This window comes from Ancylobacter sp. VNQ12 (assembly GCF_049445835.1).
In the GTDB taxonomy this organism is placed as follows: domain Bacteria; phylum Pseudomonadota; class Alphaproteobacteria; order Rhizobiales; family Xanthobacteraceae; genus Ancylobacter.
This window is the reverse complement of sequence record NZ_JBMSDU010000008.1, coordinates 99,154-122,204: the sequence shown is the minus strand read 5'-3', so window position 1 is coordinate 122,204 and position 23,051 is coordinate 99,154. Positions and strand designations below refer to the sequence as shown.

Below are 23,051 nucleotides of genomic sequence, written 5' to 3'. Positions count from 1 at the left end.
CGGCTCAGCCAGTGACGAAATCGCTCGCCGCGTAGCCCTGCAGATAGAGCAGGGCGGTGAGGTCGCCATGATCGATGCGCACCTGCGCGCTCGCGGCGACCGCCGGCTTGGCGTGATAGGCGACGCCGAGCCCCGCCTCGCCGATCATGGCGAGGTCGTTGGCACCGTCGCCGACGGCGAGCGTGTCGGCCGGTGCCAGGCCGAGCGCCTCGCGCATCTCGATCAGCGCGGCGAGCTTGGCCTCGCGCCCGAGGATCGGCTCCTCGACGAGGCCGGCGAAGCTCTCGCCATCGGCGAGCAGGATATTGGCGCGGTGGGCGTGGAAGCCGATCATCGCCGCGACGCGCTCGGTGAACAGGGTGAAGCCGCCCGAGACCAGCAGCGTATGGGCGCCGTTCGCCTTCATGGTACGCACCAGCTCGGTGCCCCCGGGCGTGAGGGCGATGCGTTCGGCGATGACCTCGTCGACCACTGCCAGCGGCAGTCCCTTGAGCAAAGCGACGCGCTCGCGCAGCGCCGGCTCGAAGGCGATTTCGCCGCGCATGGCGCGTTCGGTGATTTCGGCGACATGTGCCTTCATGCCGGCATAGTCGGCCAGCTCGTCGATGCACTCCTGCCCGATCATGGTGGAATCCATGTCGGCGAGGAACAGCTTCTTGCGTCGGCCGGACGCGGGAAGTAGCGCGACATCAGCGGGTTGTCCGCCAATCGCGGCGCGTAGGAACGCGAGATCGGCCTCGCCTTCGAAGCCGATCTCGGCGGCGATGCCGTCGGCGAGCCAGCGTGCCGCCATCGGCTGCGGCAGTGCTGCACGCACCGCTGCAACGAGCGCTGCATCGACGGCCGGTGCAGCCGGGTTGGAGATCAGGACGGCGACGCGGGAGCGGGAATCGGACATTGGTGGCGAGAGACCTTGCCGCAGGTATGCTGGCGGGCAAAAAGAGCTGACAGGTGCGTTCAATGCGGAGACGGGCGTGACGGAAACTGCTTCACGCCCGCGCGCGGTGCTTATCGCAGGGCCGACCGCGAGCGGCAAGTCGGCGCTGGCGCTGGAATTGGCCCAGCGCGCCAATGGGGTCGTCATCAATGCCGATTCCATGCAGGTCTATCGTGACCTGCGGGTGCTGACCGCGCGGCCGAGCGTCGAAGAGGAAGCCCGCGCGCCGCATAGGCTCTACGGCCATGTCGAAGGGGCCAGCGACTATTCCGTCGCCCACTGGCTGGAAGATGCGCGCAGCGTGCTGGCCGAGGCGGAAGCGGCGGGCCGGCTGCCGATCTTCATCGGCGGCACCGGGCTGTATTTCAAGGCGCTGACGCAGGGGCTCGCGCCGATGCCGGATATCCCGCCCGAGTTGCGCGCCCGCATACGCGCGCTCGATGAGGACGCCTCGGCGCTGCATGCCCAGCTCACAGCGGTCGACCCGGAGACGGCGGCAAGGCTGCGGCCGTCCGACACGCAGCGGCTGATGCGGGCGCTGGAAGTGTTCGAGGCGACCGGCCGTCCGCTGGCGCGCTGGCAGGCCGAGCGTGCCTCCCCGCCCACGCTGCCGGCGGAAGACGCCCTGAGAATCTTCCTTGCCACCGACCGCACGGCGCTGCGCGCCCGCATCGCCGAGCGATTTCACGTGATGATGGAGCAGGGCGCGCTGGAAGAGGCGCGGGCGCTGATCGCGCGCGGCCTGCCGGCCGACCGTACCGTCCTCAAGGCGCATGGCATGCCGTGGTTCGCGCGCCATCTCGCCGGCGAGATTTCGCTCGATGCGGCGATCGAGGGCGGCATTGGCGACACCCGCCACTATGCCAAGCGGCAGGACACCTGGTTTCGCCACCAGCTGCAGGGCTGGAGCGCGCTGCCGAAGGACGCTGCCGGGGAGCTGTTGCGGCGCGCGGTCGGCTAGGCGCGGGCTGCGCGCCGGACGGGAAGCGGACGCAGCCGCAGCACGATTTCGCTCGCCAGCGCCACCGCCGCGCCGCTGCCGGCGACCCACCAGGCCGGGCTGATCTTGTAATCGAAGGCGAGGTTCGCCGCGAGCACCCGCGTTGGGTCGACGCCGGTAGCCACGGCGTACCAGCCAGCCTCGATGAGGGCGGTGAGCACCCCGGCGGCGACGGCCAGTGCGAGCATGTTGGCAAGGCCGGTGCCGCGGCCATAGCGCTGCATCACCCGCCAGCCCATCAGCCAGACGAACAGCCCGGCCATCAGGGTCGGCTCAGTGACGTCGAGCTTCTGCTGCATGAAGAAATGCAGGATGCCGAGCGCGGTCGCGGGATAGACGAGCGCATGCAGGTGCTTCCAGCGCTCGCCGCCGAGCCGGCGCACCGCCCCGTCCCACGAGGTCGAGGCCATGGCGGCGAAGATGACGAGCGCGACGAAGCCGATGGTGAGGTAGATGCGCAGCACGATCTCGCGCGCCGCCATGCCGAGACTGCCGATGTCGATGAGATAGAAGGTGAAGTGGATGCCGACCAGCAGCGCCGCGCCGAGGCCGAGCGTGCGCCGGGCGATGAGCAGCTTCGGCCAGTTGAACAGGCGGCGTGCCGGCGTCACCGCCAGCGTGATGAGCAAGAGGCGGATCGCCCAGTCGCCGATGAAGCGGATCACCTCGACCAGAGGGCGCGCGCCCAGCGCCGGGTCGACGCCTCCCAGCCCTGGACCTGCACCAAGTCCCGGCCCGGCACCGAGACCGGGTGGCGCGCCGAACGGCGTCGGCGGGGTGAAGCTGCCATTGAGCGCGCGGATGAGCAGCAAGGCGAGCGGAAACAGCACCATGATCAGCGCGCCGATCTTCTCGGGGCTGAACTTGCCGGAATTCTCGCGCAGGAAGGGCATGGGACGGACCTTGAGAGACAGGGCTGCCCGTCTATACGGCCGCAGTGGCGGCAATATTTCAACGCGCCGGCGCACGATGGCGTGAGAGCGTGCGAAGACGACAGGATTCGGCAGGAGAGCCCTACGCTGGATCCGGGCTCGGCGCACCGGCTTCGGTGTCGCTGGTCCGGGACACGGGGGCTGAAGCCGCGCCGAGGTTCCCGCCTCACTCCTCGAAGATGCGGGTCACATGGCCCATCTTGCGGCCGGGGCGGGCCTCCGCCTTGCCATAGAGATGCAGGTGCGCGCCGGGCTCCTCCAGTACGCTGAGCCATGAGTCGGCCTCGTCGCCGATCAGGTTGGTCATCTCGACCCGACCGTAGCGTTCCACCGCGCCGAGCGGCCAGCCGGCAATGGCGCGCACATGCTGCTCGAACTGGCTGGTCACGGCGCCGTCCAGCGTCCAGTGGCCGGAATTGTGCACGCGCGGGGCGATCTCGTTGACGATGACACCCTGCGCGCCGTCCTCGACCACGAGGAACATTTCCACCGCGAACACGCCGACATAGCCGAGCGCCTCGCCGATGCGCCGGGCGATCTCGGCGGAGACCGCTTCGACGGCGGGCGTCACATCCGCCGGCACGGTGGAGCGGTGAAGGATGTGATGGCGGTGCTCGTTCTCCGTCACCTCATAGGCTTTGAAGCGCCCATCCTCGGTGCGGGCGGCGACGACGGAAACCTCGCGCTCGAACGGCACGAAGCCTTCCAGGATCGCCGGATGCTTTCCGATGGCGGCGAAGGCGGCGGCGGGATCGTCGCCCTCGCGGATGATGACCTGGCCCTTGCCGTCATAGCCGAAGCGGCGCGTCTTCAGCACCGCCGGGCGGCCGATGGTCTCCAGCGCGGCGACAAGACCGGCCTCGTCGTCCACCGCCTCGAACGGCGCGGTCTCGATGCCGAGCCGAGCGACGAAGGTCTTCTCGTCCAGCCTATCCTGCGTGATGCCGAGCGCCTGCGCGCCGGGATGCACCGGCACGATCAACGCGAGGAAGGCAGCGGTGTCGACCGGCACGTTCTCGAATTCATAGGTGACGACGTCGACGGCGCGCGCGAAGGCGCTGAGCGCGTCGAGGTCGTCATAGGCGGCCTGCGTGTGGGCGCTTGCCACGTCGAAGGCCGGGCTGCCGGCCTCGGGAGCGTAGATATGCGTCTTCAGCCCGAGAGGGGCCGCGGCCAGCGCCATCATCCGCGCCAGCTGGCCGCCGCCGAGAATGCCGATAGTGTCGCCGGGCTTGAGGATGCGGGGCGTGCTCATTCCGGGCGCTCCGCGACGGCTGCGGTGCGCGCGGCGCGCCAGGCTTCGAGCCGCCCGGACAGCGCCTCGTCGGAAATGGCGAGTACGGCGGCCGCCAGCAGCGCGGCATTGGTCGCACCGGGCTTGCCGATGGCAAGGGTGCCGACCGGAATGCCGGCCGGCATCTGCACGATGGAATGCAGGCTGTCGACGCCCGACAGCGCCTTGGATTCTACCGGCACGCCGAAGACGGGGAGCGTGGTGAGCGAGGCGACCATGCCCGGCAGATGCGCCGCGCCGCCGGCGCCGGCGATGATGATCTTGTAGCCGGCTGCCTTCGCGCCCTTGGCGAAGTCGAACATGCGCTCGGGCGTGCGGTGGGCCGAGACGATGAGGCAGTCATGGCCGATGCCGAGCGCTTCCAGCGTCTCGGCAGCGTTGCGCATGGTCTCCCAGTCCGACTGGCTGCCCATGATGATGGCGATCGGCGTGTCGGTAGCCGCGCTTCTGGCCGTCTGGTCGTTCATGCTCGCCTGCATACCCCCGCGAAAGAAGGCGCGGATTATAGGAATCGCGGCCCCGCCGGCAAGGGCGGAACGCGTGCGCGCGTGCATTGCGATATCGCCGGCATCCCGAAGCGCGTTTTTCGGTCTGATTTTAACCGCGACGGGGCGATCATGCTTAATACGACCTTTACTTCGCGCCGGGCAGAGTTGCGGCAAAGGTCGTGATCCGCAGGCTCGCAGGCTGTGGCGCCGCCGCTACGCCGGCAGGCGGATGCGACCATTATCGTGTTCGTGAGTTGAACCTGTCGCAGCTTGGCGCAGAAAGGGGCGTTCTGCCTCCAGCGTGCGATGGATCGGCGAGAGCAAGCGGAGAGTTCGATGCCGGGTCGCGTGAAGACGTCGTTGATGGGGCGCAGGCAGCGTCATCTGTCGGGCACGGCCGGCGCGCTGCTGATGGCGGCCACAGCCGTTCTTGCCGCCACCCCCACCCTGGCGCAGGAATTTTCCGGCGCTCCCATTGCCACCGATCGCGCCGGCAACGGCACCGGCGATCGCGTCACCGCCTTCGATCCGGCGCGCGCGGGCATGGGGTCGGCCGGCGACGGCGCGTCGCTGCTGACCAATCTCCATCAGGGTCCGGAACCCTTCGATATCAACGATAACCGCAAGCGCCGGCCGAACCCGGCGGCCTCCGCCGCGCTCGCCATGCAGGCTCCTGCGTCGGCCATCAACGCGACGGCTCCCGCGCCGTTCAATCCGGTGACGCCTGCCATCGGGCAGGGCGCTCCCGAGACCGGGACCGGTACGCCCGGCAGCGCCGCGCCGCATCTTGCCACGCCGCCCGCGCCCGCCTCCGGCGCCGCGACCCCGGCGGCCGCCAGCGCGCCGGCCGCGCCGCAGCCCGGTTCCGCCGTTGCCGCCCGCATCAATGAACTCGTCGGCGGCCATCTGGCGCGCTTCGCCGCCCGCCCGGCCGACCAGCAGGCCATCACCGCCTTCTATGGTGCGCGCGCCTACCAGCCTGTGTTCACCGGCGGCACCAGCGTCACGCCGCTCGGCATCGCCGCGCTCGGCGCGTTTGCCGGTGCCGCTTCCGAGGGGCTGAACGCGGCTGACTATGCCGTGCCGCCGCTCGCCGCGCACCCCTCCGACGCTGATCTCGCCGATTACGAATTGCGGATCGCCGCCACCACGCTGCTCTATGCGCGCCACGCGCAGAGCGGGCGCTTCGATCCTGCGCGCATTTCCAGGGATGTCGACCCCTCGCCGACCGTGCCCGACCCGCTGGCGGTGCTGGCGCTGGTCTCGTCGGCGCCGAGCCCGCGCGCGGCCTACGCATCTTTCGCTCCGCAATATGACGAGTACCGCCTGCTCAAGATGCAGCTCGCCCGCCTGATGGCGGAAGGGCAGGGCGTTAGCCACGCGACGGTGCCCGGCGGCCCGTCGCTGCGCCCCGGCGACCGTGATCCGCGCGTGCCGCTGCTGCGCTCGCGGCTCGGCATCGGCGGCGCGCCGGAGGATCTCGTCTACGACCAATTCCTCGCCGACGCGGTGCGCGAGTTCCAGCGCATTTCCGGGCAGAAGCCGGATGGCATCGTCGGGCGCGGCACGCTGGCGGCGCTGAATGACGGGCAAGGCGACACTGTCGCGGAGATCGTCGCCAACATGGAGCGCTGGCGCTGGCTGCCGCATCAGGTGGCGCCGACCTATGTCATGGTGAACATCCCGGAATTCATGGTGCGCATCGTCGTCAACGAGCAGACCATCCACGAGACCCGCGTCGTGGTCGGCAAGCCCGAGAACCAGACGCCGATCATGTCGGAGGAAATGCAGTACGCGGTGTTCAACCCGTCCTGGAACGTGCCGCCGGGCATCATCAAGAACGAGATGCTGCCCAAGCTTCAGGCCGACCCCTATGCGCTCGACCGGCAGGGCATCGACGTGGTGCGCAATGGCCGCATTATCGATCCCGGCACGGTGGACTGGCGGCGCGGCTCGCAGGGCTATTCGTTCCGCCAGGCGCCGGGCGAGCGCAACGCGCTGGGCCGCATGAAGTTCATGTTCCCCAACAAGCATTCGGTCTATCTGCACGACACGCCGAGCCGCTCGTTGTTTTCGCGCGATTTCCGCGCCTTCAGCCATGGCTGCGTGCGTGTCCACGAGCCGCTCAAATTCGCCGAGGTGCTGTTCAGTGTCGGCCTGCCGGGTGACGGCTGGAGCCAGCAGCGCATCAACGGCCTGATCGGCGGCAACGAGAAATACCTGAACCTGAAGCAGCGTTTCCCGGTCCACCTCGTCTACTTCACCACCTATGTCGACGGTCGCGGCCAGCTGGTGACGCGCGAGGACCTCTACGGCATCAACGCCGCCACCAAGGCTATACTCGGCCTCGACGGGCCGCGCCGATTCGCCGACCGCGGCGGCGTGCCCGCCACCCGCTGACCGAATCAGCGGTTCGGTCATGTGGGTATTTGTTGCCCGTTAGCCACGTTGAACTGAAAAATTCAGTTCAGTGCGGTACAACCTTACGAATTTGACAGGTTGGCACTCTTTCGCCACAGTCGCCCCCTAGCCATCGGCTCAATAGGCGTGGGGGTTGGGGCGTAACGCGGTCTTAACCAAACCCGACAAGACTATGTTCACCATGTCCGGCCCGGTCGCTCCTGACCGTGTCGTCTCAAGGAAACGTTCCTTTTCGGGTCGAGTTACGTGCGCATCATTTCCGCCTTCAACTCACGATCGTTCATTAGGGCCGCCGCCCTCGCCGCGGCGGTCACGCTCGGCAGCGCTGACATGCTGCAGGACGCGGTGGCCAATGGCGACACCCGCACCATCACCCTCCACCATGTGCATTCCGGCGAAAGCGCCACCGTCACCTTCAAGCGCAATGGCCGCTACGACCCGGCCGCGCTGAAGCAGCTCAACGTCCTGTTGCAGGATTGGCGCCGCAAGGAGCCGACCAACATGGACCCGCAGCTGTTCGACATCGTGTGGGAGGTCTACCGGGAGACCGACGCCACCCAGCCGATCCAGGTGATCGGCGGCTACCGTTCGCCCGAGACCAATTCCATGCTGCGCGCCCGCTCGCGCGGCGTCGCCCAGACCAGCCTGCACATGCAGGGCAAGGCGATGGACTTCTTCATTCCCGGCGTGCCGCTATCGAAGATCCGCGAGGCGGGCCTGCGTCTCCAGCGCGGCGGCGTCGGCTTCTACCCGACCTCCGGCTCGCCCTTCGTGCATCTCGACACCGGCGGTGTGCGGCATTGGCCGCGCATGAGCCGGCCCGAGCTCGCCCGCGTGTTCCCGGATGGCAAGACGGTGCACATTCCCGCCGACGGCAAGCCGATGGCGGGCTATGCGCTGGCGCTCAACGAGGTCGAATCGCGCGGCTCGGAGCCCGGCGGCGCCGGCGCGGCCTTTGCCGGCCTCGGTGGCGGCAATAATCCCAAGCGCGCGACCGGCAGTGCCGCCAGCAACAAGAACATCTTTGCCAGCCTGTTCGGCAAGGATGAGGACGACGACGAGAGCGCGGCGCCCGCCAAGGTGGCGCCGGCCAAGCCGGCGGTCGCGCCGGTCGCTGTCGCGTCGACCACGGAAACCGACACCGAGGCCGCCCCGGCTCCCACGCCTGTGGCGGTTGCGGCGGCCGAGCCCGTCGCCGTGCCACTGCCAACCCCCAATCCGATCGGCCGCGTGGCGATGGCGCAGGCCGCCCCGGCGTCCGTCGCCCTTCCCGCCATTACCCCGCCGCCCGCGGCGGACCGGCAGGCGCTCGCCGCCCTCGCCGCGGCCGTGCCGCTGCCGAAGTCGCGGCCCTCACTCGCGGAGCCGAACGCCGGCACCGCGCCGGTCGTCGCCGACGCCAGCGCGGCGATTGCCGGCGTGACGGCGCCGCGTCCTCCCGCGCGCCCGGCCGAGGCCGGCGCTCTGCCGGAACTTGTGGTGCCCGGCGCCAAGGATGAAGGCGGCGGCCCGATGCTGGCCTATGCCTCCGCCGCCACCGGCATCTTCCCGACCGAGCGCCTGCAGCCCGGCCGCGCGCCGAACCCGACAGCCGTTGCACTCGCGGCCGCGCCGCGCGCCACCGCTCACGCGAGCGGCGCGGCGCTTGCCAGTGCCCCGCGCGGGCCGGCCTATTCGGCGGAGATGCAGGCGGAGATTCGTCGCCTGTTCAGCGGGCCGACAGTCGCCAAGAACGTCGCCCTGCGCACGCCCGAGCTTCGGCGCTTCGCCGCCTTCGTCGCCCCGCCGCGCACGGTCGTCGCCGGCGGCTTCAGCAAGGACGGCTCGAACGGGCTGTCGACGACGCAGTTCCAGGGCGCGGCCGTCGTCGCGGTGCCGGTCGTCGCCATGATCTCGGGCGCGGCGCCGATCAAGAAGCCGCTCTGAGCGCGGCCCCTTTCCACACCCTCCGCTCCAGAGACGCGAATGGCCGGGACAAGCCCGGCCATGACGGTGGAACGCGACGGGTGGTCCCGCTCAGTTCGACGGGTACATGCCCAGCGCCTGCAGATAGAGGTCGACGATGGCCTCGTGCTCGGCACGCTGGTCGGCATCCTGCTTGCGGATCTTCAGGATCTCGCGCAGCGCCTTGACGTCGAAGCCGGTGCCCTTGGCCTCGGCGAACACGTCCTTGATGTCGTCGGCAATGGTCTTCTTCTCCTCCTCGAGCCGCTCGATGCGCTCGATGAAGGATTTGAGCTGCTCCTTGGCGAAGCCGGCGGCGGCGTCGGAAAGCGGCTGGTCGTTCGGAATATCGGACATGGTGTCTCCCGGAGGGCTCGGGCAGACGAGGCCCGGCGTCGTGACGTTCAAATGAGCGGGGGATCAGGAGCGCAAGCGCCACGATGCGTCAAGGCGCCGGGGCGCGGGGCCGGTATTCGCGGGTGCGCTACACCCGCTATCCACTGCCGTTTTGCGCGGGGGGGGCGTTCAATGCGGGCCGGGGCCTGGGAAGGCGGCTTTCTGCTCCGGCGTCGCCTCGCTCTGGTGGGCGGCCTTCCATTGCTCGTAGGGCATGCCGTAGACGACGACGCGGCTTTCATCCTTGCTGACCGGCAGGTCGCGCTCCTTGGCGGCGTCGAGATACCAGTTGGCGAGGCAGTTACGGCAGAAGCCGGCGAGGTTCATCAGATCGATGTTCTGCACGTCGGTGCGCGCGCGCAGATGCGCGATGAGGCGCCGGAAGGCGGCGGCCTCCAGTTCGGTGCGGGCCTTGTCGTCGAGTTCGGGTGTCTCGCTGGTCATGGCGTGGTCTCCGGGCCGTGCGCGCCTAGCGGCGCATTTCTGGCGGATAGATGGGCGTGACGGGGCCGGTGCGCGAGCCGTGGAACGCGATCTCGTGCAGTTCCGGCTTTGCCAGGATGGCTGGGAGCAGGCCGGCAAGGCGCTCGGCCCATTCTTCCTGTCCGGTCTCGTCGGCGATGAGGTCCTGCCGGACTTCCAGCAGCGTATGGGCGAGGCCGCGCCTTATGGCGTGCCGGTACAGGCAGTCATTGCGCAGGGCCCCGTCATAGGGCTCGTTGTCTCCGACGATGAGGTCGCCGGGCGCCTCCAGCGCCTCGATCAGCTCGCGGGTGAGGCGCGGGTCGGTGTCCCACAGTACGGCCGCATGCCAGGGGCGCGGCATGCCGCGCCATACCGGGGTGAAGCTGTGCATGGAGAAGAGGGCCGGCACCGCGCCGATCTCCAGAGCCGCACGGATCTCGGCGTCGATGGCAGCATGGTAGGGGCGGTGGAATAGAGCGAGCCGCCGCTCCACTTCCGCTGCATCGACATGGCGATTACCCGGCACGATGGCGCCGTCGGATAGGCGCATGACCAGCGTCGGGTCGTCCTCGCCGCGATTGGGATCGATCAGCAGGCGCGAGAAGCAGGACAGCACGGCAGGGCAGCCGAGCCGCGCGGCGAGCCTTCGCGTCACTCCGGCCGCGCCAATGTCGTAGCCGATATGGCGCTCCAGCTCGGCGGGCGGCAGGCCGAGCGAGCCATAGGCCGGAGGGATGGCGTTGGAGGCGTGATCGCAGATGAGGATGACGCCGGTCCGCGCGTCGCCGGCGATGCGCTGGAAGGCGGGAGGCCCACCGGCGGGCGTGCTGAAGAGGTCGTCCGTACTTCCGGCCACGGCCGGATCCTGCGTCGTGAGGCGGCGCATATTGTCCCGTGTCGTGCGACTAAGTATGCAGAGGATAGTGACGTGGCGTGTTCGGTGCCATAGGAATACGCCCGTTTCGGGTCGCGTGCTCACGGGGATTCGGGTCGCGCGCAATAATCGAAGTCTGGCGGGGGACAACCCGCCGCACAATGCCCGGTGGGGCGGGGTAGGACTGTGATGACCGTTTCTTCGGCGCGTGCCTTTCTGGACCAGCTCTTCGCCGCGGCGGTCGCCGCCGCTCATCCCGACACCTGCCTTCCCCCCGCGCTGCCGCCCCCCCCGGCCAATGGCCGGCTGATCCTGCTCGCCGCCGGCAAGGCCGCCGGCTCCATGCTGGAAGTGGCGGAGCGGCATTATCTCGATGACCTCGGCTTCGATCCCGCCCGGCTCGCCGGCATCGGCGTCGCCCGCCATGGCTATGGCCGTCCCACCCGGCTCCTGGAGATGGTCGAGGCCGGCCATCCCGTGCCGGACGCGGCGGGCCTTGCCGGCGCGCAGAAGTCGATCGACCTTGCCGCTTCCGCCACGGCGGACGATCTCGTGCTGGTGCTGCTCTCGGGCGGCGCCTCGGCCAACTGGATCGCGCCGGCCTTTGGCGTCGAGCTCGACGACAAGCGGGCGCTGACGCGGGCGCTGCTGCGCTCGGGCGCCAATATCACCGAGATCAACACCGTGCGTAAGCACCTCTCGCGCATCAAGGGCGGGCGGCTCGCCGCGCTGGCCCAGCCGGCACGGGTGGTGACGCTGGCGATTTCCGACGTGCCCGGCGACGACCCGGCGGTGATCGGCTCCGGCCCCACCGTGCCCGATCCCTCGACGTTGGCCGAGGCGCGCGACGTGCTGGCGCGCTACCGCATCGACCCGCCGCCCTCCGTCGCGGTGGCGCTGCGCGATCCCGCCAATGAATCGCCGAAGCCAGGCGACGCCGCCTTCGCCAATGCCGAATACCATTTGATCGCCCGGCCGGTGGACAGCTTCGTCGCTACCGAGAGGCTGGTGCGCGAGGCCGGGATCGAGCCGATCCTGCTCGGTGACAATCTGGAAGGCGAGGCGCGCGAGGTGGCGGGCGCGCAGGCGGCCAAGGCGAAGGAGCTGAAGGCGGCCGGCAAGCGGACCATCCTGCTCTCGGGCGGCGAACTCACCGTCACCATGCGCGGGCAGGGCCGTGGCGGCCCGAACCAGGAATTCGCTCTGGCGCTCGCCGTGGCGCTGGACGGCGCGGCCGGCATTCACGCCGTGGCCGGCGACACGGACGGCACTGATGGCGGCGGCGGCGATGCTTCCGATCCCGCCGGTGCCTTCGTCGAGCCGGACACGCTGGCCCGCGCCAGGGCGGCCGGTCTCGATCCTGCCGCCTTTCTCGCCAATAACGACTCCACGAGTTTCTTCGAGCCCCTGGGCGACCTGCTGACGCCGGGCCCGACTTGCACCAACGTCAATGATTTCCGCGCCGTATTCGTCGACAGCTGAGAAAAGGCCCACCGCCTGGCGCGGGCTCGCGGCCGGCTGGCCGCGCGCGCTGCTGTTCGGCGTCGCGCTGGCGTCGGCGGCCCTGGTTCTGGCGCCGGTGCCGGCGGCGGCGGATTTCCGCCTGTGCAACCGGTCGTCGAGCCGCGTCGGCATCGCGCTTGGCTACAAGGACGGCAATAGCTGGTCGACCGAAGGTTGGTGGAACATCGGCGCGAACAGCTGCGAGACGCTGCTGCGCGGCGATCTGGTCGCCCGCTTCTACTATGTCTACGCGATCGACTACGACCTCGGCGGCGAATGGTCCGGCAAGGCGTTCATGTGCACCCGCGAGAAGGAGTTCACCATTCGCGGCATGGAGGACTGCCTGGCGCGCGGCTATGACCGCACCGGCTTCTTCGAGGTGGACACCCAGGAACAGAAAAGCTGGACCGTGCAACTGACCGAGCCGGCGCAGAAGACGGCCGCACAGCAGCCGGGTGGCGCCCCGGTCAGCCATCCGGCACCGCCGAAGAAGCCGTAGGGCGCGTTCGGGTCGACAGCGTTATCCCGGCCGACAGTCGTCGGAAGTTGCCGAAGAGTTTTGCGCCGTCTTTCGCCAGCGGCGTTAATTGTCCGGGACCTAGCGCGAGGCCCTTCAGGCGACTCTCGTCGCTTGTGTGTCCCTGCGCCGCGCCTCAGTCGATCGGCAGCGCGGTGAAGCGCACCTGCCCCTGCGGGTCGCTCACCATGAGCAGGGCGGAGCGGCGGCCTTCCTGCTTCAGCGCGGCGAGGCGCTTCTCGATGTCGGCGGGCGTGCCGGTAGCTTCCTGGTTGACCTCGACGATGAGGCTGCCCGGCGCGATGCCGCGGTCCGCCGCCGGCGAGCCGGCTTCGACGCTGATGACCACCACGCCCTTGAGCTCGTCCTTGATCTTGAAGCGGGTGCGCAGCTCCGGGGTCAGCTCGGCGACCTCGAGACCCATCAGCTTCACCGTATCGACCTTCGGAGGCTCCGGCTTCTTCTCCGTCGTGTCGGCGGCGGCCTCGGTACTCTCGGCCTCGTTGAGGCGGCCGACGGTCAGCTTCAGCGTTTCCTGCGCGCCCTTGCGGACGACGACGACGTCTACTTCCTTGTCGACCGGCGTGTCGGCGACGATGATCGGCAGCGAGCGCATGTCCTTCACCTCCTTGCCGTCGAAGGTGATGACCACGTCGCCGGCCTTGAGGCCGCCCTTGGCGGCCGGGCCGTCCTCGGTGACGGAACCGACCAGCGCGCCGCGCGGCTTGCCGAGCGAAAGGCTCTCGGCGATCTCCGGGGTGACCTGCTGGATGCGCACACCGATCCAGCCGCGCCGGGCTTCGCCGAACTCCTTCAACTGGGCGATGATCGGGGTGGCGGTGTTGGAGGGCACGGCGAAGCCGATGCCGATCGAGCCACCGGAAGGCGAGATGATGGCGGTATTGATGCCGATCACGTCGCCTTCCATGTTGAACAGCGGACCGCCGGAATTGCCGCGGTTGATGGCGGCATCGGTCTGCAGGAAATTGTCGTAGGGCCCGCTATTGATGTCGCGGTTGCGTGCTGAGATGACGCCCACGGTGAGCGTGCCGCCGAGGCCGAACGGGTTGCCGACGGCCATCACCCAGTCGCCCACGCGCAGCGCGTCCGAATTGCCGAACTTCACCGCGGTGAGCGGCTTGCCTTCCTCCGGCGTCACCTTGAGCAGAGCGAGGTCGATCTTGGTGTCGCGCCCGACCAGTTCGGCCTTCAGCTTCGAGCCGTCGGTGAAATTGGCGTAGATCTCGTCGGCGTCGGCGATCACGTGGTTGTTGGTGACGATGAAGCCGGCCTGGTCGATGACGAAGCCGGAGCCCAGTGAGGAGACGCGGCGCGGGCCGTTATCTTCGCCCTGCTGCTGGCGGCGCTTGAAGAATTCCTCGAAGAACTCCTCGAAGGGCGAGCCCGGTGGCAGGTCCGGGGTCGGCACGCTGCGCGAGGGGGCGACCGTCTGCGAGGTGGAGATGTTGACCACTGCATCCATCACCCGCTCGGCGGTGTCGGCCACCGTGTCCGGTCCTTTGGTCGCGGCGGCGTGAGCGGATGGGCCCATGAGGCCGAGCGTGCCGGCGGCAAGCGCGCCTGCCAGCAGCAGGCGCGAGGCGAGGCGCGGGAGCGGGGAGAGGGCGCGATCTGTGCGGAGCCGACGCGGCGCGCCGCCGGCGCGGTCCGCCTGGGCGAAAAGCCTACGAATCATGGTGCCTCCTGAAGCCGCCGCACGAACAGGCAGCATTGCGCCGTCCGCGCGCCGCCACCGCCGCCGACGCTAACCGCGTGGAAGCCCGATGCAAGCCAAAAGCGCGCGAGCGGGAACGGGGCACACGGCCCCGAAGGCGCCGGGTCAGCCGCGGATGACCCAGACGATGAGGACGCCGATGACGGCACCGACGATACCGGCGATGCGCAGCGGCGGGTCCGGCAGCTGCTCGATCGTTTCGGCGGCCCGGCGGACGGCGCCAGGCACCGCCGCCAACATCAGGCCTTCGATCGCCAGCACCAGCCCCAACGCGACGATGAGATCGGACATCGTCGCGCCGGATCAGTTTGCCGGCGCCGGCATACCCGCGGTGGGGGCCGGCACAGGGCTTACCGGCGCCGCCGGGGTGGGGGTGTTGAAGAAGCGGAAGAAGCTCGAATCGGGGGTGAGCAGCATCCGCGTGTCGCCCGCCTTCAGCGAGGCTTCATAAGCCTGCATGGTGCGGTAGAAGTCGAAGAACGACATGTCCTGCCCATAGGCCTGGGCGAAGATCTCGTTGCTCTGAGCTTCGCCTTCGCCGCGCAGCTTGTCGGCCGCGGCGTTGGCTTCGGCGACGATGATCGTCGAGTCGCGGTCGGCGCGGGCACGGATGGTCTGCCCCGCCTCGGCACCCTGGGCGCGGATCTCCGAGGCTTCGCGCTGACGCTCGGTCTGCATGCGCTGGAACACCGCCTGGCTGTTGGCTTCCGGCAGGTCGGCGCGGCGGATGCGTACGTCGATCACGCTGATGCCGAAGCCGGCGGCCTCGCGGTTCACCTGATCGCGAATGCGCGCCATCAGGTTTTCGCGTTCGTCGCGCACGACCTGGATGAAGGTGGATTCGCCCAGTACGCGCCGCAGGGCCGAGTTCAGGATGGTGGCGAGGCGGGAGTTGGCCGCCTCCACCGTCCCCACCGACTGGTAGAAGCGCAGCGGATTGACGATGCGGTAGCGCGCGAAGGCGTCGACCACGAGGCGCTTCTGGTCGGCGGCGATCACTTCCTGCGAGGGGTTTTCGAGGTCGAGGATGCGCTTGTCGACCAGGATCACGCTGTCGACCAGCGGGATCTTCACATTGAGGCCGGGTTGCTCGATGACGCGCACCGGCTCGCCGAAGCGCAGCACCAGCGCCTGCTGCGTCTGGTAGACGGTGAACAGCGCGGAATAGAGGATGATGGCGGCGACGGCGGCGACGACCGCGAGAACGAGACCAAGGCTGCTCTTCATTTTGCGGCTCCCTGGCCAGCGGGAGAGGTGGCGCCGCGCCCGTCGAGCGCGCCGAGCGGCAGATAGGGCACGACGCCCGAGCTGCCGGTGGCCGATTGATCGATGATGACCTTGTCCATGCCGCCGAAGACACGTTCCATGGTTTCGAGATAAAGCCGCTGGCGGGTGACGTCCGGCGCCTTCTGGTACTGGGTCAGCACGCTCAGGAAGCGCGAGGTCTGGCCGCGCGCCTCGATGATGGCGCGCTCCTTGTAGCCCTGCGCACCCTGGGTGATGCGGGCAGCATCGCCGCGGGCTTCCGGCACCACGCGGTTGGCGTAGGCCTGCGCTTCGTTCTGCAGGCGCTCGGCGTCGGCGCGCGCCGCCTGGACGTCGCGGAAGGCGTCGATGACCTGCGAGGGCGGGTCGACCTTCTGCAACTGGACCTGGGTGACGAGAATGCCGGAGCGGTAGCTGTCCAGCGTGCGCTGCATCAGCTCCTGCACGGAGGTCTCGATGCCCTGGCGGGCGCCGGTGAGGATCGGCTGGATGTTGGTGCGGCCGACCACTTCGCGCATCGCGCTCTCGGCGACCGCCTTGATGGTGCCTTCCGGGTTCTGGACGTTGAACAGGAAGTTCGCCGCGCCGATGTCCTCGGACGAGCCCGGGGCAGCGGGCTTCACCATCCAGAACACCGCGAAATCGACGTCGACGATGTTCTCGTCGCCAGTGAGCATCAGGCTCTCTTCGGCCACGTCGCGCATCGAGGCCCCGCGGCGCGGGTCGTCGCCGGTGCGGATGCCGATGTCGATGCGGTTGACGCGCGTCACCTGCGGGGTCAGCACGGTCTCGATCGGATAGGGCAGGTGGTAGTTCAGGCCCGGATTGGTGGTACCGACGAACTTGCCGAAGCGCAGCACCACACCCTGCTCGTCGGGCTCCACCCGGTAGAAGCCGGAGAGCATCCAGGCAAGGATGGCAATGACGATGACGGCAATGATGCCCTTTCCGCTGCCGAAGCCTCCGGGCAGGGCGGTGCGCAGTTTTTCCTGACCGCGGCGGATCAGATCTTCGAGATCGGGAGAGTTCGGCCCCGACGATTGCGGGCCATTACCCCAGGGACCGCGTGGACCACCACCCCATGGTCCACCGCTCTGGTTCTTCCACGACATACCGCGGCCACTCCGTTTGCGCGCCCGATCGGTCCGGGCTCGCATGCGCAGAACCGTCAGACGCCACCGTGCATAAGAAACCCGTGATCCCTCGGTCGAGAGACACGTCGAGGCGGTTATAGGTGACGAGGCACCCGGTTACAACGCGCCGTCGCAGGTCGTCATATGGAGAAGCCCGTCACGTTACGCAACGGTAGAGCGCAGCGCGGCGCCCTGGCCGGCATGTTCCGCGCTGTCGCGTCCCCCTTGCGGGTTGCGAAAGTGAGCCAGCACATAGAGCCGGATCGCGGATGAGAGATTTCCCTGATTCCGCCCGGCGTCGATGGAGGCGACGATGTCCGAAAGGGTCGTCCGGCGGCTGCCGGCGATTTCCTTCAACGCGTCCCAGAATTGATCCTCAAGGCTGACGCTCGTCTTGTGACCCGCAATGACAATCGATCGCTTGACCACGGGACTCTTCATATCTCGTCCTCTCGTACTCGCCTGTGCCCGTCCAGAGACGCCTGTTTCTTCTGCTCGGCGACCGCCTCCGCCTCGCGCTGAGCCTTCGTGCGGCCAAAATGCAAACGTCGAGCGGCGGCGGTTTGTTCCGCAGCTTCCCGCACCTGCTTTTTCCGGTACCGGCGAAGATTGATGATTTCCGACATCAATGTCTGTTTGCGCTCGTATGAATTTTCGTCGCTTCGTCATAAACGGCGGGTGAGCCGCTTTCAGACGAAGTGCCGAAAATACCGCCCGATCTTGGACGCATTGTGTTCTTGGAGGTGAAAGACTCGACTTGGTTTCTGCAATATAGGTAATTAGATACGTCTGAGCGACAGTATTTAGTTTGAATTCGCGAATAAACGGCACGTCCTACTCTTGATTCCCGGCCCACATCGCGTTCCGGAGATCGTAGGTAACGTGATCCGTTGAGGGGCAGGGGCAAGTCGTGTGATGTCGATCACAAAAGCGTGATCCGCAAGGCGGCGCCGACCGGCCCGCATCGGGGCCGCCCTATCGTCCGAGGTCTGATTTCCCCACCCTTGAGCCCGTGCTAAACGGACCCCGCGCGGGAGCGTCCGGCTTCGCCGCGCTTCCTTTTCCGACGCCGATCCGAGAGGCACTGACCGATGAGCAAGACCCGCATCGAAACCGATACATTCGGTCCCATCGAGGTGGAGAGCGACAAGTACTGGGGCGCCCAGGCGCAGCGCTCGCTCGGCAATTTCAAGATCGGCTGGGAGAAGCAGCCGCTGCCGGTCGTCCGGGCGCTCGGCGTCATCAAGCGGGCGGCGGCGGAGACCAACATGGAACTCGGCCATCTCGACCCCAAGATCGGCGCGGTCATCGTCGAGGCGGCCCAGGAAGTGATCGACGGCAAGCTCGACGCGCATTTCCCCCTTGCCGTCTGGCAGACCGGCTCCGGTACCCAGTCCAACATGAACGCCAACGAGGTCATCTCCAATCGCGCGATCGAGATGCTCGGTGGCGTCCTCGGCTCGAAGAAGCCGGTGCATCCCAACGACCACGTCAATATGAGCCAGTCGTCGAACGACACCTACCCGACGGCGATGCATGTCGCCGCCGCCGAGGAGATCGTCAACCGGCTCATCCCGGCGCTGGCCGGCTTGCGCGACGCGCTCGGCGCGAAAGCGGAGGCGTGGGCCGACATCATCAAGATCGGCCGCACCCACACCCAGGATGCGACGCCGCTCACGCTCGGGCAGGAATTCTCCGGCTACACCCAGCAGGTGACCAACGGCATCGTCCGCATCGAGCAGACCTTGCCGGCGCTGATGGAACTGGCGCAGGGCGGCACCGCGGTCGGCACCGGCCTCAACGCGCCCGTAGGCTTCGCCGAAAAGGTCGCTGAGAAGATCGCCGCCATCACCGGGCTGCCCTTCACCTCCGCGCCGAACAAGTTCGAGGCGCTGGCGGCGCATGACGCGATGGTGTTCTCGCACGGTGCGATCAACACGGTGGCGGTCTCGCTGTTCAAGATTGCCAACGACATCCGTTTGCTCGGCTCCGGTCCGCGCTCGGGCCTTGGCGAACTTTCCCTACCGGAAAACGAGCCAGGCTCCTCGATCATGCCGGGCAAAGTGAACCCGACGCAGTGCGAAGCGCTGACGCAGGTCTGCGTGCAGGTGTTCGGCAACAATGCCGCGCTCAGCTTCGCCGGCAGCCAGGGCCATTTCGAGCTGAACGTCTACAATCCGGTCATGGCCTATAATTTCCTCCAGTCCGTCCGCCTGCTGGCGGATGCGGCGATCAGCTTCACCGAGAATTGCGTCGTTGGTATCGAGCCGCGCACCGACAACATCAAGGCTGCGCTGGAGCGTTCGCTGATGCTGGTCACCGCGCTGGCGCCGAAGATCGGCTACGACAACGCCGCGAAGATCGCCAAGACCGCGCACAAGAACGGCACCACGCTGCGCGAGGAGGCCGTCGGCGGCGGCTATGTCACCAATGAAGAGTTTGATGCGGTGGTCCGCCCGGAGAAGATGATTTCTCCGGGTTGATTGCTGCTGATGGACCTGAATGGCTGTTCATCTATGTTTCTGAATGTAATCTGAAATCATTACCGAAGTTTCATTTGAGAAGCCTCGGTAATCGCGACAAGATCGGCGTCATCAGACAAGGAGATGACGCCGATGAAACGCACGATCATTGCCGCCACAGCTGCCGCCCTGCTGGCCAGCGCCACGTTTGGCTTCGCCGCCCCGGAATTCCGCAGCGGCGAGCACCCGCGCCCCTCGCCCGAGCAGATGGCCGAGAACGCCTCGGCCATGACCGATGCGCGCATCGCCGCGCTGAAGGCCGGCCTGCGGCTCACCCCTGATCAGGAGAAGCTGTGGCCGGCGCTGGAGACGGCGCTGCGCGCCGCTGCCGACCAGCGCATCGAGGCTCGCAAGGAATGGCGCGAGCAGCGCGAGGCGCGTCGCGGGCCGATGCATGGCGGCCCGGATCATGAAGGTCCCGGCGCGCCGGGTGGACCGCAGGCCTTTGGTCCCCAGGGCGATGTCGTTGCCCGGCTGCAGCAGCGCGCCGATCATATGCTTGAGCGTGGTTCGGCGCTGAAGGGGCTCGCGGATGCGGCCGCACCGCTCTACGCCACCCTTGATCCCGCTCAGCAGCACCGCTTCAACCGGCTATTCCGCGAGGCACAAGGTCCGCACATGGCCTTCCGCGACGGGCCGCGCGAGCGGCGCTGGGAGGGGCACGGCCCGCACCGTTTCGGCCCGCCCGGCCCGGGAATGCACCGCCCGCCGGCCCCGGACGACGCTGAGCGCCTGTGAGGCGGGCTAGCCGATGAACGTCTTTCCGGAGGGCCGCAACGTCGTCCGGGAAGACGTGCAAATGCGAGAGCGACGGAAATCCTCCCCCTCCGCCCGACGGGGAAGGGAGGCTGCCTGCCAGACGCCGGAGCGTTCATCCCTCCGCGAGCTTCCTCAGCGCCTCGCCGGAGACGCGCTGCACCGTCCACTCATCCATCGGCACGGCGCCGATGGAGCGGTAGAAGCGGATCGCCGGCTCGTTCCAGTTCAACACCGACCATTCGAAGCGGCCCAGCTGCTCGTCCACGCAGCGCCGGGCGACGTGGCGCATCAGGCCACGGGCGATGCCCTGTCCGCGAAAGGCGGGGCGGACATACAGGTCTTCCAGATAGATGCCGTGCCGGCCGCGGAAGGTCGAGTAGTTGTAGAACCACAGCGCGAGCCCGGCCGGTGCGCCGTCCCATTCCGCGATGTCGCAAAACACGCGCGGGTTCGGTCCGAACATGTCGCGCGCGATGTCCGCGATGGTGGCTTCCACCTCGTGGCGCAGCTTCTCGTATTCGGCCAGTTCGCAGACGAAATCGAAGATCAGCCCGGCCTCGTTGGGCCGAGCGTCGCGGATGACGAGGCTCATCTCAGACCGCCACCGGCGCCTTGATCGCGGGATGGGGCTCGTAGCCCTCAATAGTGATGTCCTCAAAGCGGAAGGCGAAGATGTCGTCCACCGCCGGGTTGAGCGTCAGGCTCGGCAGCGCCCGCGGCGCGCGCGAGAGCTGCTCGTTCACCTGTTCGAGGTGGTTGAGATAGATGTGCGCGTCGCCGAAGGTGTGGACGAAATCGCCGACCTTCAGCCCGCTCACCTGCGCCACCATGTGGGTCAGCAGCGCGTAGGAGGCGATGTTGAACGGCACGCCGAGGAAGATGTCGGCCGAGCGCTGGTAGAGCTGGCAGGACAGCCGGCCGTCCAGCACGTAGAACTGGAACAGGCAGTGGCAGGGCGGCAGCGCCATCTGCGGCACGTCGGCCGGGTTCCAGGCCGAGACGATCAGTCGGCGCGAATCCGGATTGCGGCGGATATCGGCGATGACGCCTGCGATCTGGTCGATCACGCCGCCGCGCCCATCCGGCCAGGAGCGCCACTGATGGCCATAGACCGGGCCGAGATCGCCATTGGCGTCGGCCCACTCGTTCCAGATGGAAACGCCGTTCTCGCGGAGATAGGCGATGTTGGTGTCGCCGGCGAGGAACCACAGCAACTCGTGGACGATCGATTTGAGGTGCAACCGCTTGGTGGTGACCAGCGGAAAGCCTTCGGAGAGATCGAAGCGCATCTGGTGGCCGAACACGGACAGCGTGCCCGTGCCGGTGCGGTCGTCCTTGCGCGTGCCCTCGCGCAGTACCCGTTCGAGGAACTCGTGATATTGCCGCATGGTCGCTCTCGTAGGTCGCCGCCCATTGGCTGGCACATGACCCACTACATATAGCGCATTCCCGCCGGCGGCGCAGCGTCGCCGGCGGGAATGGGGACGGTCATCGACAGTTTAGTCGCAATAGGTCGCAACACGCAGCAGGCCCGACCGGGTCTCCTGCTCGACCGTGCGGCAGTCCTGCCCCACCGTGTCCCGGCGCACCATGCGCGGGGCCGGTGGCGGGAAGGGCGGCGCGTCGCGGACATAGACCTCGTCGGCGTAGGGGCCTTCCGCCGGTTCGGTCACGATGACGCGCCCGGGCGCCTCGCGGACGATCACCTGTTCCCGCGGCACGACGACATAGCCGGGCGGAACATAGTTCGGGTCTTCGCGCAGGATCACCGTCGGGCCGACGGGCTCGGCCGAGCGGACATAGTATTCCTGCGACAGCGCCGGGCTGGCCGAGAGGGCGCAAAGGCCGACAGTGGCGGCCAGGCCGCCTAGGGTGAATTTCGCGTATCTCATCGTCTGGCTCCGTGTCTGCTCCCCCCGATGGGGAGGCCAACGGCGCCGGCGCCCGACCGTTCCACATCCGGCGAGGGCGTTTTCGGGGTCATTTCGCGGCAGGGTTGCCCAGAAGTGGTGCCGCCGGCGGTTCGACGTGCCGTCGCGGCGGTAACATGGGAACCGGGCAGGGCTCCCCCAGCTTGTCTTGCCGTGGAAACCGGCGACAGAGGAGGGAGCCCCGATGACCCAAGCCCACACCGACAGCACCAAGGCCCTGGCGATGGAGCGTCACCGCCTCGCCATGCACCTGAACCTGCTGGAGAAGGACGCTACCCACCCGCTCGATTTCCATGTGGAGGGCTCGCACGCCACGCCGAACCTGGTGCTGCGCGCCGGACAGGCGCTGCGCAGCGCCCATTCCGACGTGCGGCTGGATTACGAGCTGATGCGGCAAGTGTTCCTCGAATCGCTGCGCTCCCGCCTCGCCGAACTGGACGAGAAGCTCGCCGGCACCGAGGGTGGCAATCTGCCGATCGAGCATCTGCAATATGGCGACCAGACGGAGGCCTGAGGTACGCTTGCGAGGGAGAGCGGTCCGCGCCCTCTTCCAACCGGGCCGGCGAGGCCCTATATTGGTTCTGCCGGCGCAAGCCGGATATGGCGATAAACGGACATCGGAATAAACTCTTCGGACCCGGGGGCAGTACCCGGCGCCTCCACCGGAACCCATCGACAGCGTTGGTTTGCGGCGGGGGCGAAACAGGATCGACGAGAGCGTAAAGGGTCTTCTTTCGCCCGGCATGGTACCGCCGTCATCGGACCAAACATATAGTTGCCAACGACAACTATGCTCCGGTTGCTCAGGCCGCGTGAGCGGTTTGATCTCTGGGAAATAAGTCCAAACGGGTAGCACCGTGAGGCGGGGTTCGCAGGCACCTGGCAACAGAAGCCTGCACTTAATTCTTCGACCGGCTGGCGGTTTCGGCTGGAA

At 67.9% G+C, this 23,051-nt stretch carries 24 protein-coding genes and 1 other RNA gene; 9 read left to right on the top strand and 16 right to left on the bottom strand.

Annotated elements, in window-relative coordinates; all coding sequences use genetic code 11:
* Positions 1-4 precede the first annotated feature (4 nt).
* Positions 5-1,084 carry a phosphoserine phosphatase SerB gene (gene serB, locus ACO2RV_RS13270; protein ID WP_423293672.1) on the bottom strand — a complete coding sequence of 360 codons (1,080 nt, stop codon included), beginning with the start codon at positions 1,082-1,084 and terminating at the stop codon, positions 5-7.
* On the opposite strand from serB, the gene miaA reads away from it, so the two are divergent.
* On the top strand, positions 975-1,898 hold the full coding sequence (miaA, locus tag ACO2RV_RS13265) for a tRNA (adenosine(37)-N6)-dimethylallyltransferase MiaA (RefSeq protein WP_423293670.1): 924 nt from the start codon (positions 975-977) through the stop codon (positions 1,896-1,898). The two genes, serB and miaA, sit on opposite strands and share 110 nt — an antisense overlap.
* Here miaA and ACO2RV_RS13260 read toward each other — a convergent pair.
* The 3 genes from ACO2RV_RS13260 to purE form a co-directional block, all read right to left on the bottom strand.
* Entirely contained in the window at positions 1,895-2,830 is a 936-nt protein-coding gene (locus tag ACO2RV_RS13260) for a sulfite oxidase heme-binding subunit YedZ (RefSeq protein ID WP_423293668.1), read from the bottom strand. The two genes, miaA and ACO2RV_RS13260, sit on opposite strands and share 4 nt — an antisense overlap.
* A gap of 205 nt (positions 2,831-3,035) precedes the next feature.
* Positions 3,036-4,124, bottom strand: a complete 1,089-nt coding sequence (locus ACO2RV_RS13255) for a 5-(carboxyamino)imidazole ribonucleotide synthase (RefSeq protein WP_423293666.1) — start codon at positions 4,122-4,124, stop codon at positions 3,036-3,038.
* Positions 4,121-4,630, bottom strand: a complete 510-nt coding sequence (gene purE / locus ACO2RV_RS13250; RefSeq protein WP_423293664.1) for a 5-(carboxyamino)imidazole ribonucleotide mutase — start codon at positions 4,628-4,630, stop codon at positions 4,121-4,123. Before purE ends, ACO2RV_RS13255 begins: the two co-directional genes overlap by 4 nt.
* Positions 4,631-4,987: 357 nt before the next feature.
* Between purE and ACO2RV_RS13245 the strand changes: the two genes are divergently transcribed.
* Positions 4,988-7,051 (top strand): L,D-transpeptidase family protein, encoded by a 2,064-nt coding sequence (locus tag ACO2RV_RS13245; RefSeq protein ID WP_423293662.1) that lies wholly within the window; start codon positions 4,988-4,990, stop codon positions 7,049-7,051.
* Between the two features lie 267 nt (positions 7,052-7,318).
* Entirely contained in the window at positions 7,319-8,998 is a 1,680-nt protein-coding gene (locus ACO2RV_RS13240) for a DUF882 domain-containing protein (protein ID WP_423293660.1), read from the top strand.
* A gap of 90 nt (positions 8,999-9,088) precedes the next feature.
* On the opposite strand, the gene ACO2RV_RS13235 is transcribed toward ACO2RV_RS13240, so the two are convergent.
* The 3 genes from ACO2RV_RS13235 to ACO2RV_RS13225 all read right to left on the bottom strand — a co-directional run bounded on the left by ACO2RV_RS13235 (position 9,089) and on the right by ACO2RV_RS13225 (position 10,763).
* Entirely contained in the window at positions 9,089-9,373 is a 285-nt protein-coding gene (locus ACO2RV_RS13235; RefSeq protein WP_423293658.1) for a DUF2312 domain-containing protein, read from the bottom strand.
* Between the two features lie 168 nt (positions 9,374-9,541).
* Positions 9,542-9,856 carry a DUF1244 domain-containing protein gene (locus ACO2RV_RS13230; RefSeq protein WP_423293657.1) on the bottom strand — a complete coding sequence of 105 codons (315 nt, stop codon included), beginning with the start codon at positions 9,854-9,856 and terminating at the stop codon, positions 9,542-9,544.
* Positions 9,857-9,881: 25 nt separating this feature from the next.
* Complete coding sequence (locus ACO2RV_RS13225; protein WP_423293655.1) at positions 9,882-10,763, bottom strand: N-formylglutamate amidohydrolase; 882 nt, start codon at positions 10,761-10,763, stop codon at positions 9,882-9,884.
* Between the two features lie 177 nt (positions 10,764-10,940).
* Here ACO2RV_RS13225 and ACO2RV_RS13220 point away from each other — a divergent pair, with 177 nt between their 5' ends.
* Positions 10,941-12,233, top strand: a complete 1,293-nt coding sequence (locus ACO2RV_RS13220; RefSeq protein ID WP_423293653.1) for a glycerate kinase type-2 family protein — start codon at positions 10,941-10,943, stop codon at positions 12,231-12,233.
* The gene (locus ACO2RV_RS13215) at positions 12,202-12,753 is read left to right on the top strand and encodes a DUF1036 domain-containing protein (RefSeq protein WP_423293651.1); all 552 of its coding nucleotides are present in this window, start codon (positions 12,202-12,204) and stop codon (positions 12,751-12,753) included. Before ACO2RV_RS13220 ends, ACO2RV_RS13215 begins: the two co-directional genes overlap by 32 nt.
* Positions 12,754-12,907: 154 nt before the next feature.
* On the opposite strand, the gene ACO2RV_RS13210 is transcribed toward ACO2RV_RS13215, so the two are convergent.
* The 6 genes from ACO2RV_RS13210 to ACO2RV_RS13185 form a co-directional block, all read right to left on the bottom strand.
* Positions 12,908-14,467, bottom strand: a complete 1,560-nt coding sequence (locus tag ACO2RV_RS13210) for a Do family serine endopeptidase (RefSeq protein ID WP_423293649.1) — start codon at positions 14,465-14,467, stop codon at positions 12,908-12,910.
* Positions 14,468-14,611: 144 nt separating this feature from the next.
* The gene (locus tag ACO2RV_RS13205; RefSeq protein ID WP_423293647.1) at positions 14,612-14,797 is read right to left on the bottom strand and encodes a DUF2065 domain-containing protein; all 186 of its coding nucleotides are present in this window, start codon (positions 14,795-14,797) and stop codon (positions 14,612-14,614) included.
* Between the two features lie 12 nt (positions 14,798-14,809).
* Entirely contained in the window at positions 14,810-15,733 is a 924-nt protein-coding gene (gene hflC, locus ACO2RV_RS13200; RefSeq protein ID WP_423293645.1) for a protease modulator HflC, read from the bottom strand.
* Entirely contained in the window at positions 15,730-16,884 is a 1,155-nt protein-coding gene (gene hflK / locus ACO2RV_RS13195; RefSeq protein ID WP_423293643.1) for an FtsH protease activity modulator HflK, read from the bottom strand. Before hflK ends, hflC begins: the two co-directional genes overlap by 4 nt.
* A gap of 183 nt (positions 16,885-17,067) precedes the next feature.
* On the bottom strand, positions 17,068-17,346 hold the full coding sequence (locus ACO2RV_RS13190; RefSeq protein WP_423293641.1) for a ribbon-helix-helix domain-containing protein: 279 nt from the start codon (positions 17,344-17,346) through the stop codon (positions 17,068-17,070).
* Positions 17,343-17,531: a DUF4169 family protein gene (locus ACO2RV_RS13185; RefSeq protein ID WP_423293639.1), complete on the bottom strand. Its 189-nt coding sequence runs from the start codon at positions 17,529-17,531 to the stop codon at positions 17,343-17,345. Before ACO2RV_RS13185 ends, ACO2RV_RS13190 begins: the two co-directional genes overlap by 4 nt.
* A gap of 465 nt (positions 17,532-17,996) precedes the next feature.
* Between ACO2RV_RS13185 and fumC the strand changes: the two genes are divergently transcribed.
* A complete protein-coding gene (fumC, locus tag ACO2RV_RS13180; RefSeq protein WP_423293637.1) occupies positions 17,997-19,388 on the top strand; it encodes a class II fumarate hydratase in 1,392 nt (463 codons plus the stop codon).
* A 132-nt stretch (positions 19,389-19,520) separates the two neighbouring features.
* Complete coding sequence (locus tag ACO2RV_RS13175; protein WP_423293635.1) at positions 19,521-20,165, top strand: Spy/CpxP family protein refolding chaperone; 645 nt, start codon at positions 19,521-19,523, stop codon at positions 20,163-20,165.
* A gap of 133 nt (positions 20,166-20,298) precedes the next feature.
* Here the strand turns inward: ACO2RV_RS13175 and ACO2RV_RS13170 are convergent, their stop codons facing one another.
* From ACO2RV_RS13170 to ACO2RV_RS13160, 3 genes are all read right to left on the bottom strand, one after another.
* Positions 20,299-20,778, bottom strand: coding sequence for a GNAT family N-acetyltransferase (locus ACO2RV_RS13170; RefSeq protein ID WP_423293633.1), 480 nt, complete (start codon positions 20,776-20,778; stop codon positions 20,299-20,301).
* 1 nt (position 20,779) lies between these two features.
* Positions 20,780-21,574, bottom strand: a complete 795-nt coding sequence (locus ACO2RV_RS13165) for a thymidylate synthase (protein WP_423293631.1) — start codon at positions 21,572-21,574, stop codon at positions 20,780-20,782.
* A 111-nt stretch (positions 21,575-21,685) separates the two neighbouring features.
* The gene (locus tag ACO2RV_RS13160) at positions 21,686-22,078 is read right to left on the bottom strand and encodes a hypothetical protein (RefSeq protein ID WP_423293629.1); all 393 of its coding nucleotides are present in this window, start codon (positions 22,076-22,078) and stop codon (positions 21,686-21,688) included.
* Positions 22,079-22,301: 223 nt separating this feature from the next.
* Here ACO2RV_RS13160 and ACO2RV_RS13155 point away from each other — a divergent pair, with 223 nt between their 5' ends.
* Positions 22,302-22,631 (top strand): hypothetical protein, encoded by a 330-nt coding sequence (locus tag ACO2RV_RS13155; RefSeq protein WP_423293628.1) that lies wholly within the window; start codon positions 22,302-22,304, stop codon positions 22,629-22,631.
* Positions 22,632-22,661: 30 nt separating this feature from the next.
* Positions 22,662-23,017: a transfer-messenger RNA gene (ssrA, locus tag ACO2RV_RS13150) on the top strand.
* Positions 23,018-23,051: the final 34 nt, after the last annotated feature.

What these genes read in the sequence shown, in the direction of transcription:
- serB (WP_423293672.1), bottom strand. Translation starts at nt 1,084, where the DNA reads ATGACGACCCCATTGGCGCGCTGGGCCAATTCCAGCGCCAGCGCCGAC.
- ACO2RV_RS13260 (WP_423293668.1), bottom strand. Translation starts at nt 2,830, where the DNA reads ATGCCCTTCCTGCGCGAGAATTCCGGCAAGTTCAGCCCCGAGAAGATC.
- ACO2RV_RS13255 (WP_423293666.1), bottom strand. Translation starts at nt 4,124, where the DNA reads ATGAGCACGCCCCGCATCCTCAAGCCCGGCGACACTATCGGCATTCTC.
- purE (WP_423293664.1), bottom strand. Translation starts at nt 4,630, where the DNA reads ATGAACGACCAGACGGCCAGAAGCGCGGCTACCGACACGCCGATCGCC.
- ACO2RV_RS13245 (WP_423293662.1), top strand. Translation starts at nt 4,988, where the DNA reads ATGCCGGGTCGCGTGAAGACGTCGTTGATGGGGCGCAGGCAGCGTCAT.
- ACO2RV_RS13235 (WP_423293658.1), bottom strand. Translation starts at nt 9,373, where the DNA reads ATGTCCGATATTCCGAACGACCAGCCGCTTTCCGACGCCGCCGCCGGC.
- ACO2RV_RS13230 (WP_423293657.1), bottom strand. Translation starts at nt 9,856, where the DNA reads ATGACCAGCGAGACACCCGAACTCGACGACAAGGCCCGCACCGAACTG.
- ACO2RV_RS13225 (WP_423293655.1), bottom strand. Translation starts at nt 10,763, where the DNA reads ATGCGCCGCCTCACGACGCAGGATCCGGCCGTGGCCGGAAGTACGGAC.
- ACO2RV_RS13220 (WP_423293653.1), top strand. Translation starts at nt 10,941, where the DNA reads ATGACCGTTTCTTCGGCGCGTGCCTTTCTGGACCAGCTCTTCGCCGCG.
- ACO2RV_RS13215 (WP_423293651.1), top strand. Translation starts at nt 12,202, where the DNA reads ATGATTTCCGCGCCGTATTCGTCGACAGCTGAGAAAAGGCCCACCGCC.
- ACO2RV_RS13210 (WP_423293649.1), bottom strand. Translation starts at nt 14,467, where the DNA reads ATGATTCGTAGGCTTTTCGCCCAGGCGGACCGCGCCGGCGGCGCGCCG.
- ACO2RV_RS13205 (WP_423293647.1), bottom strand. Translation starts at nt 14,797, where the DNA reads ATGTCCGATCTCATCGTCGCGTTGGGGCTGGTGCTGGCGATCGAAGGC.
- hflC (WP_423293645.1), bottom strand. Translation starts at nt 15,733, where the DNA reads ATGAAGAGCAGCCTTGGTCTCGTTCTCGCGGTCGTCGCCGCCGTCGCC.
- hflK (WP_423293643.1), bottom strand. Translation starts at nt 16,884, where the DNA reads ATGTCGTGGAAGAACCAGAGCGGTGGACCATGGGGTGGTGGTCCACGC.
- ACO2RV_RS13190 (WP_423293641.1), bottom strand. Translation starts at nt 17,346, where the DNA reads ATGAAGAGTCCCGTGGTCAAGCGATCGATTGTCATTGCGGGTCACAAG.
- ACO2RV_RS13185 (WP_423293639.1), bottom strand. Translation starts at nt 17,531, where the DNA reads ATGTCGGAAATCATCAATCTTCGCCGGTACCGGAAAAAGCAGGTGCGG.
- fumC (WP_423293637.1), top strand. Translation starts at nt 17,997, where the DNA reads ATGAGCAAGACCCGCATCGAAACCGATACATTCGGTCCCATCGAGGTG.
- ACO2RV_RS13175 (WP_423293635.1), top strand. Translation starts at nt 19,521, where the DNA reads ATGAAACGCACGATCATTGCCGCCACAGCTGCCGCCCTGCTGGCCAGC.
- ACO2RV_RS13170 (WP_423293633.1), bottom strand. Translation starts at nt 20,778, where the DNA reads ATGAGCCTCGTCATCCGCGACGCTCGGCCCAACGAGGCCGGGCTGATC.
- ACO2RV_RS13165 (WP_423293631.1), bottom strand. Translation starts at nt 21,574, where the DNA reads ATGCGGCAATATCACGAGTTCCTCGAACGGGTACTGCGCGAGGGCACG.
- ACO2RV_RS13160 (WP_423293629.1), bottom strand. Translation starts at nt 22,078, where the DNA reads ATGAGATACGCGAAATTCACCCTAGGCGGCCTGGCCGCCACTGTCGGC.
- ACO2RV_RS13155 (WP_423293628.1), top strand. Translation starts at nt 22,302, where the DNA reads ATGACCCAAGCCCACACCGACAGCACCAAGGCCCTGGCGATGGAGCGT.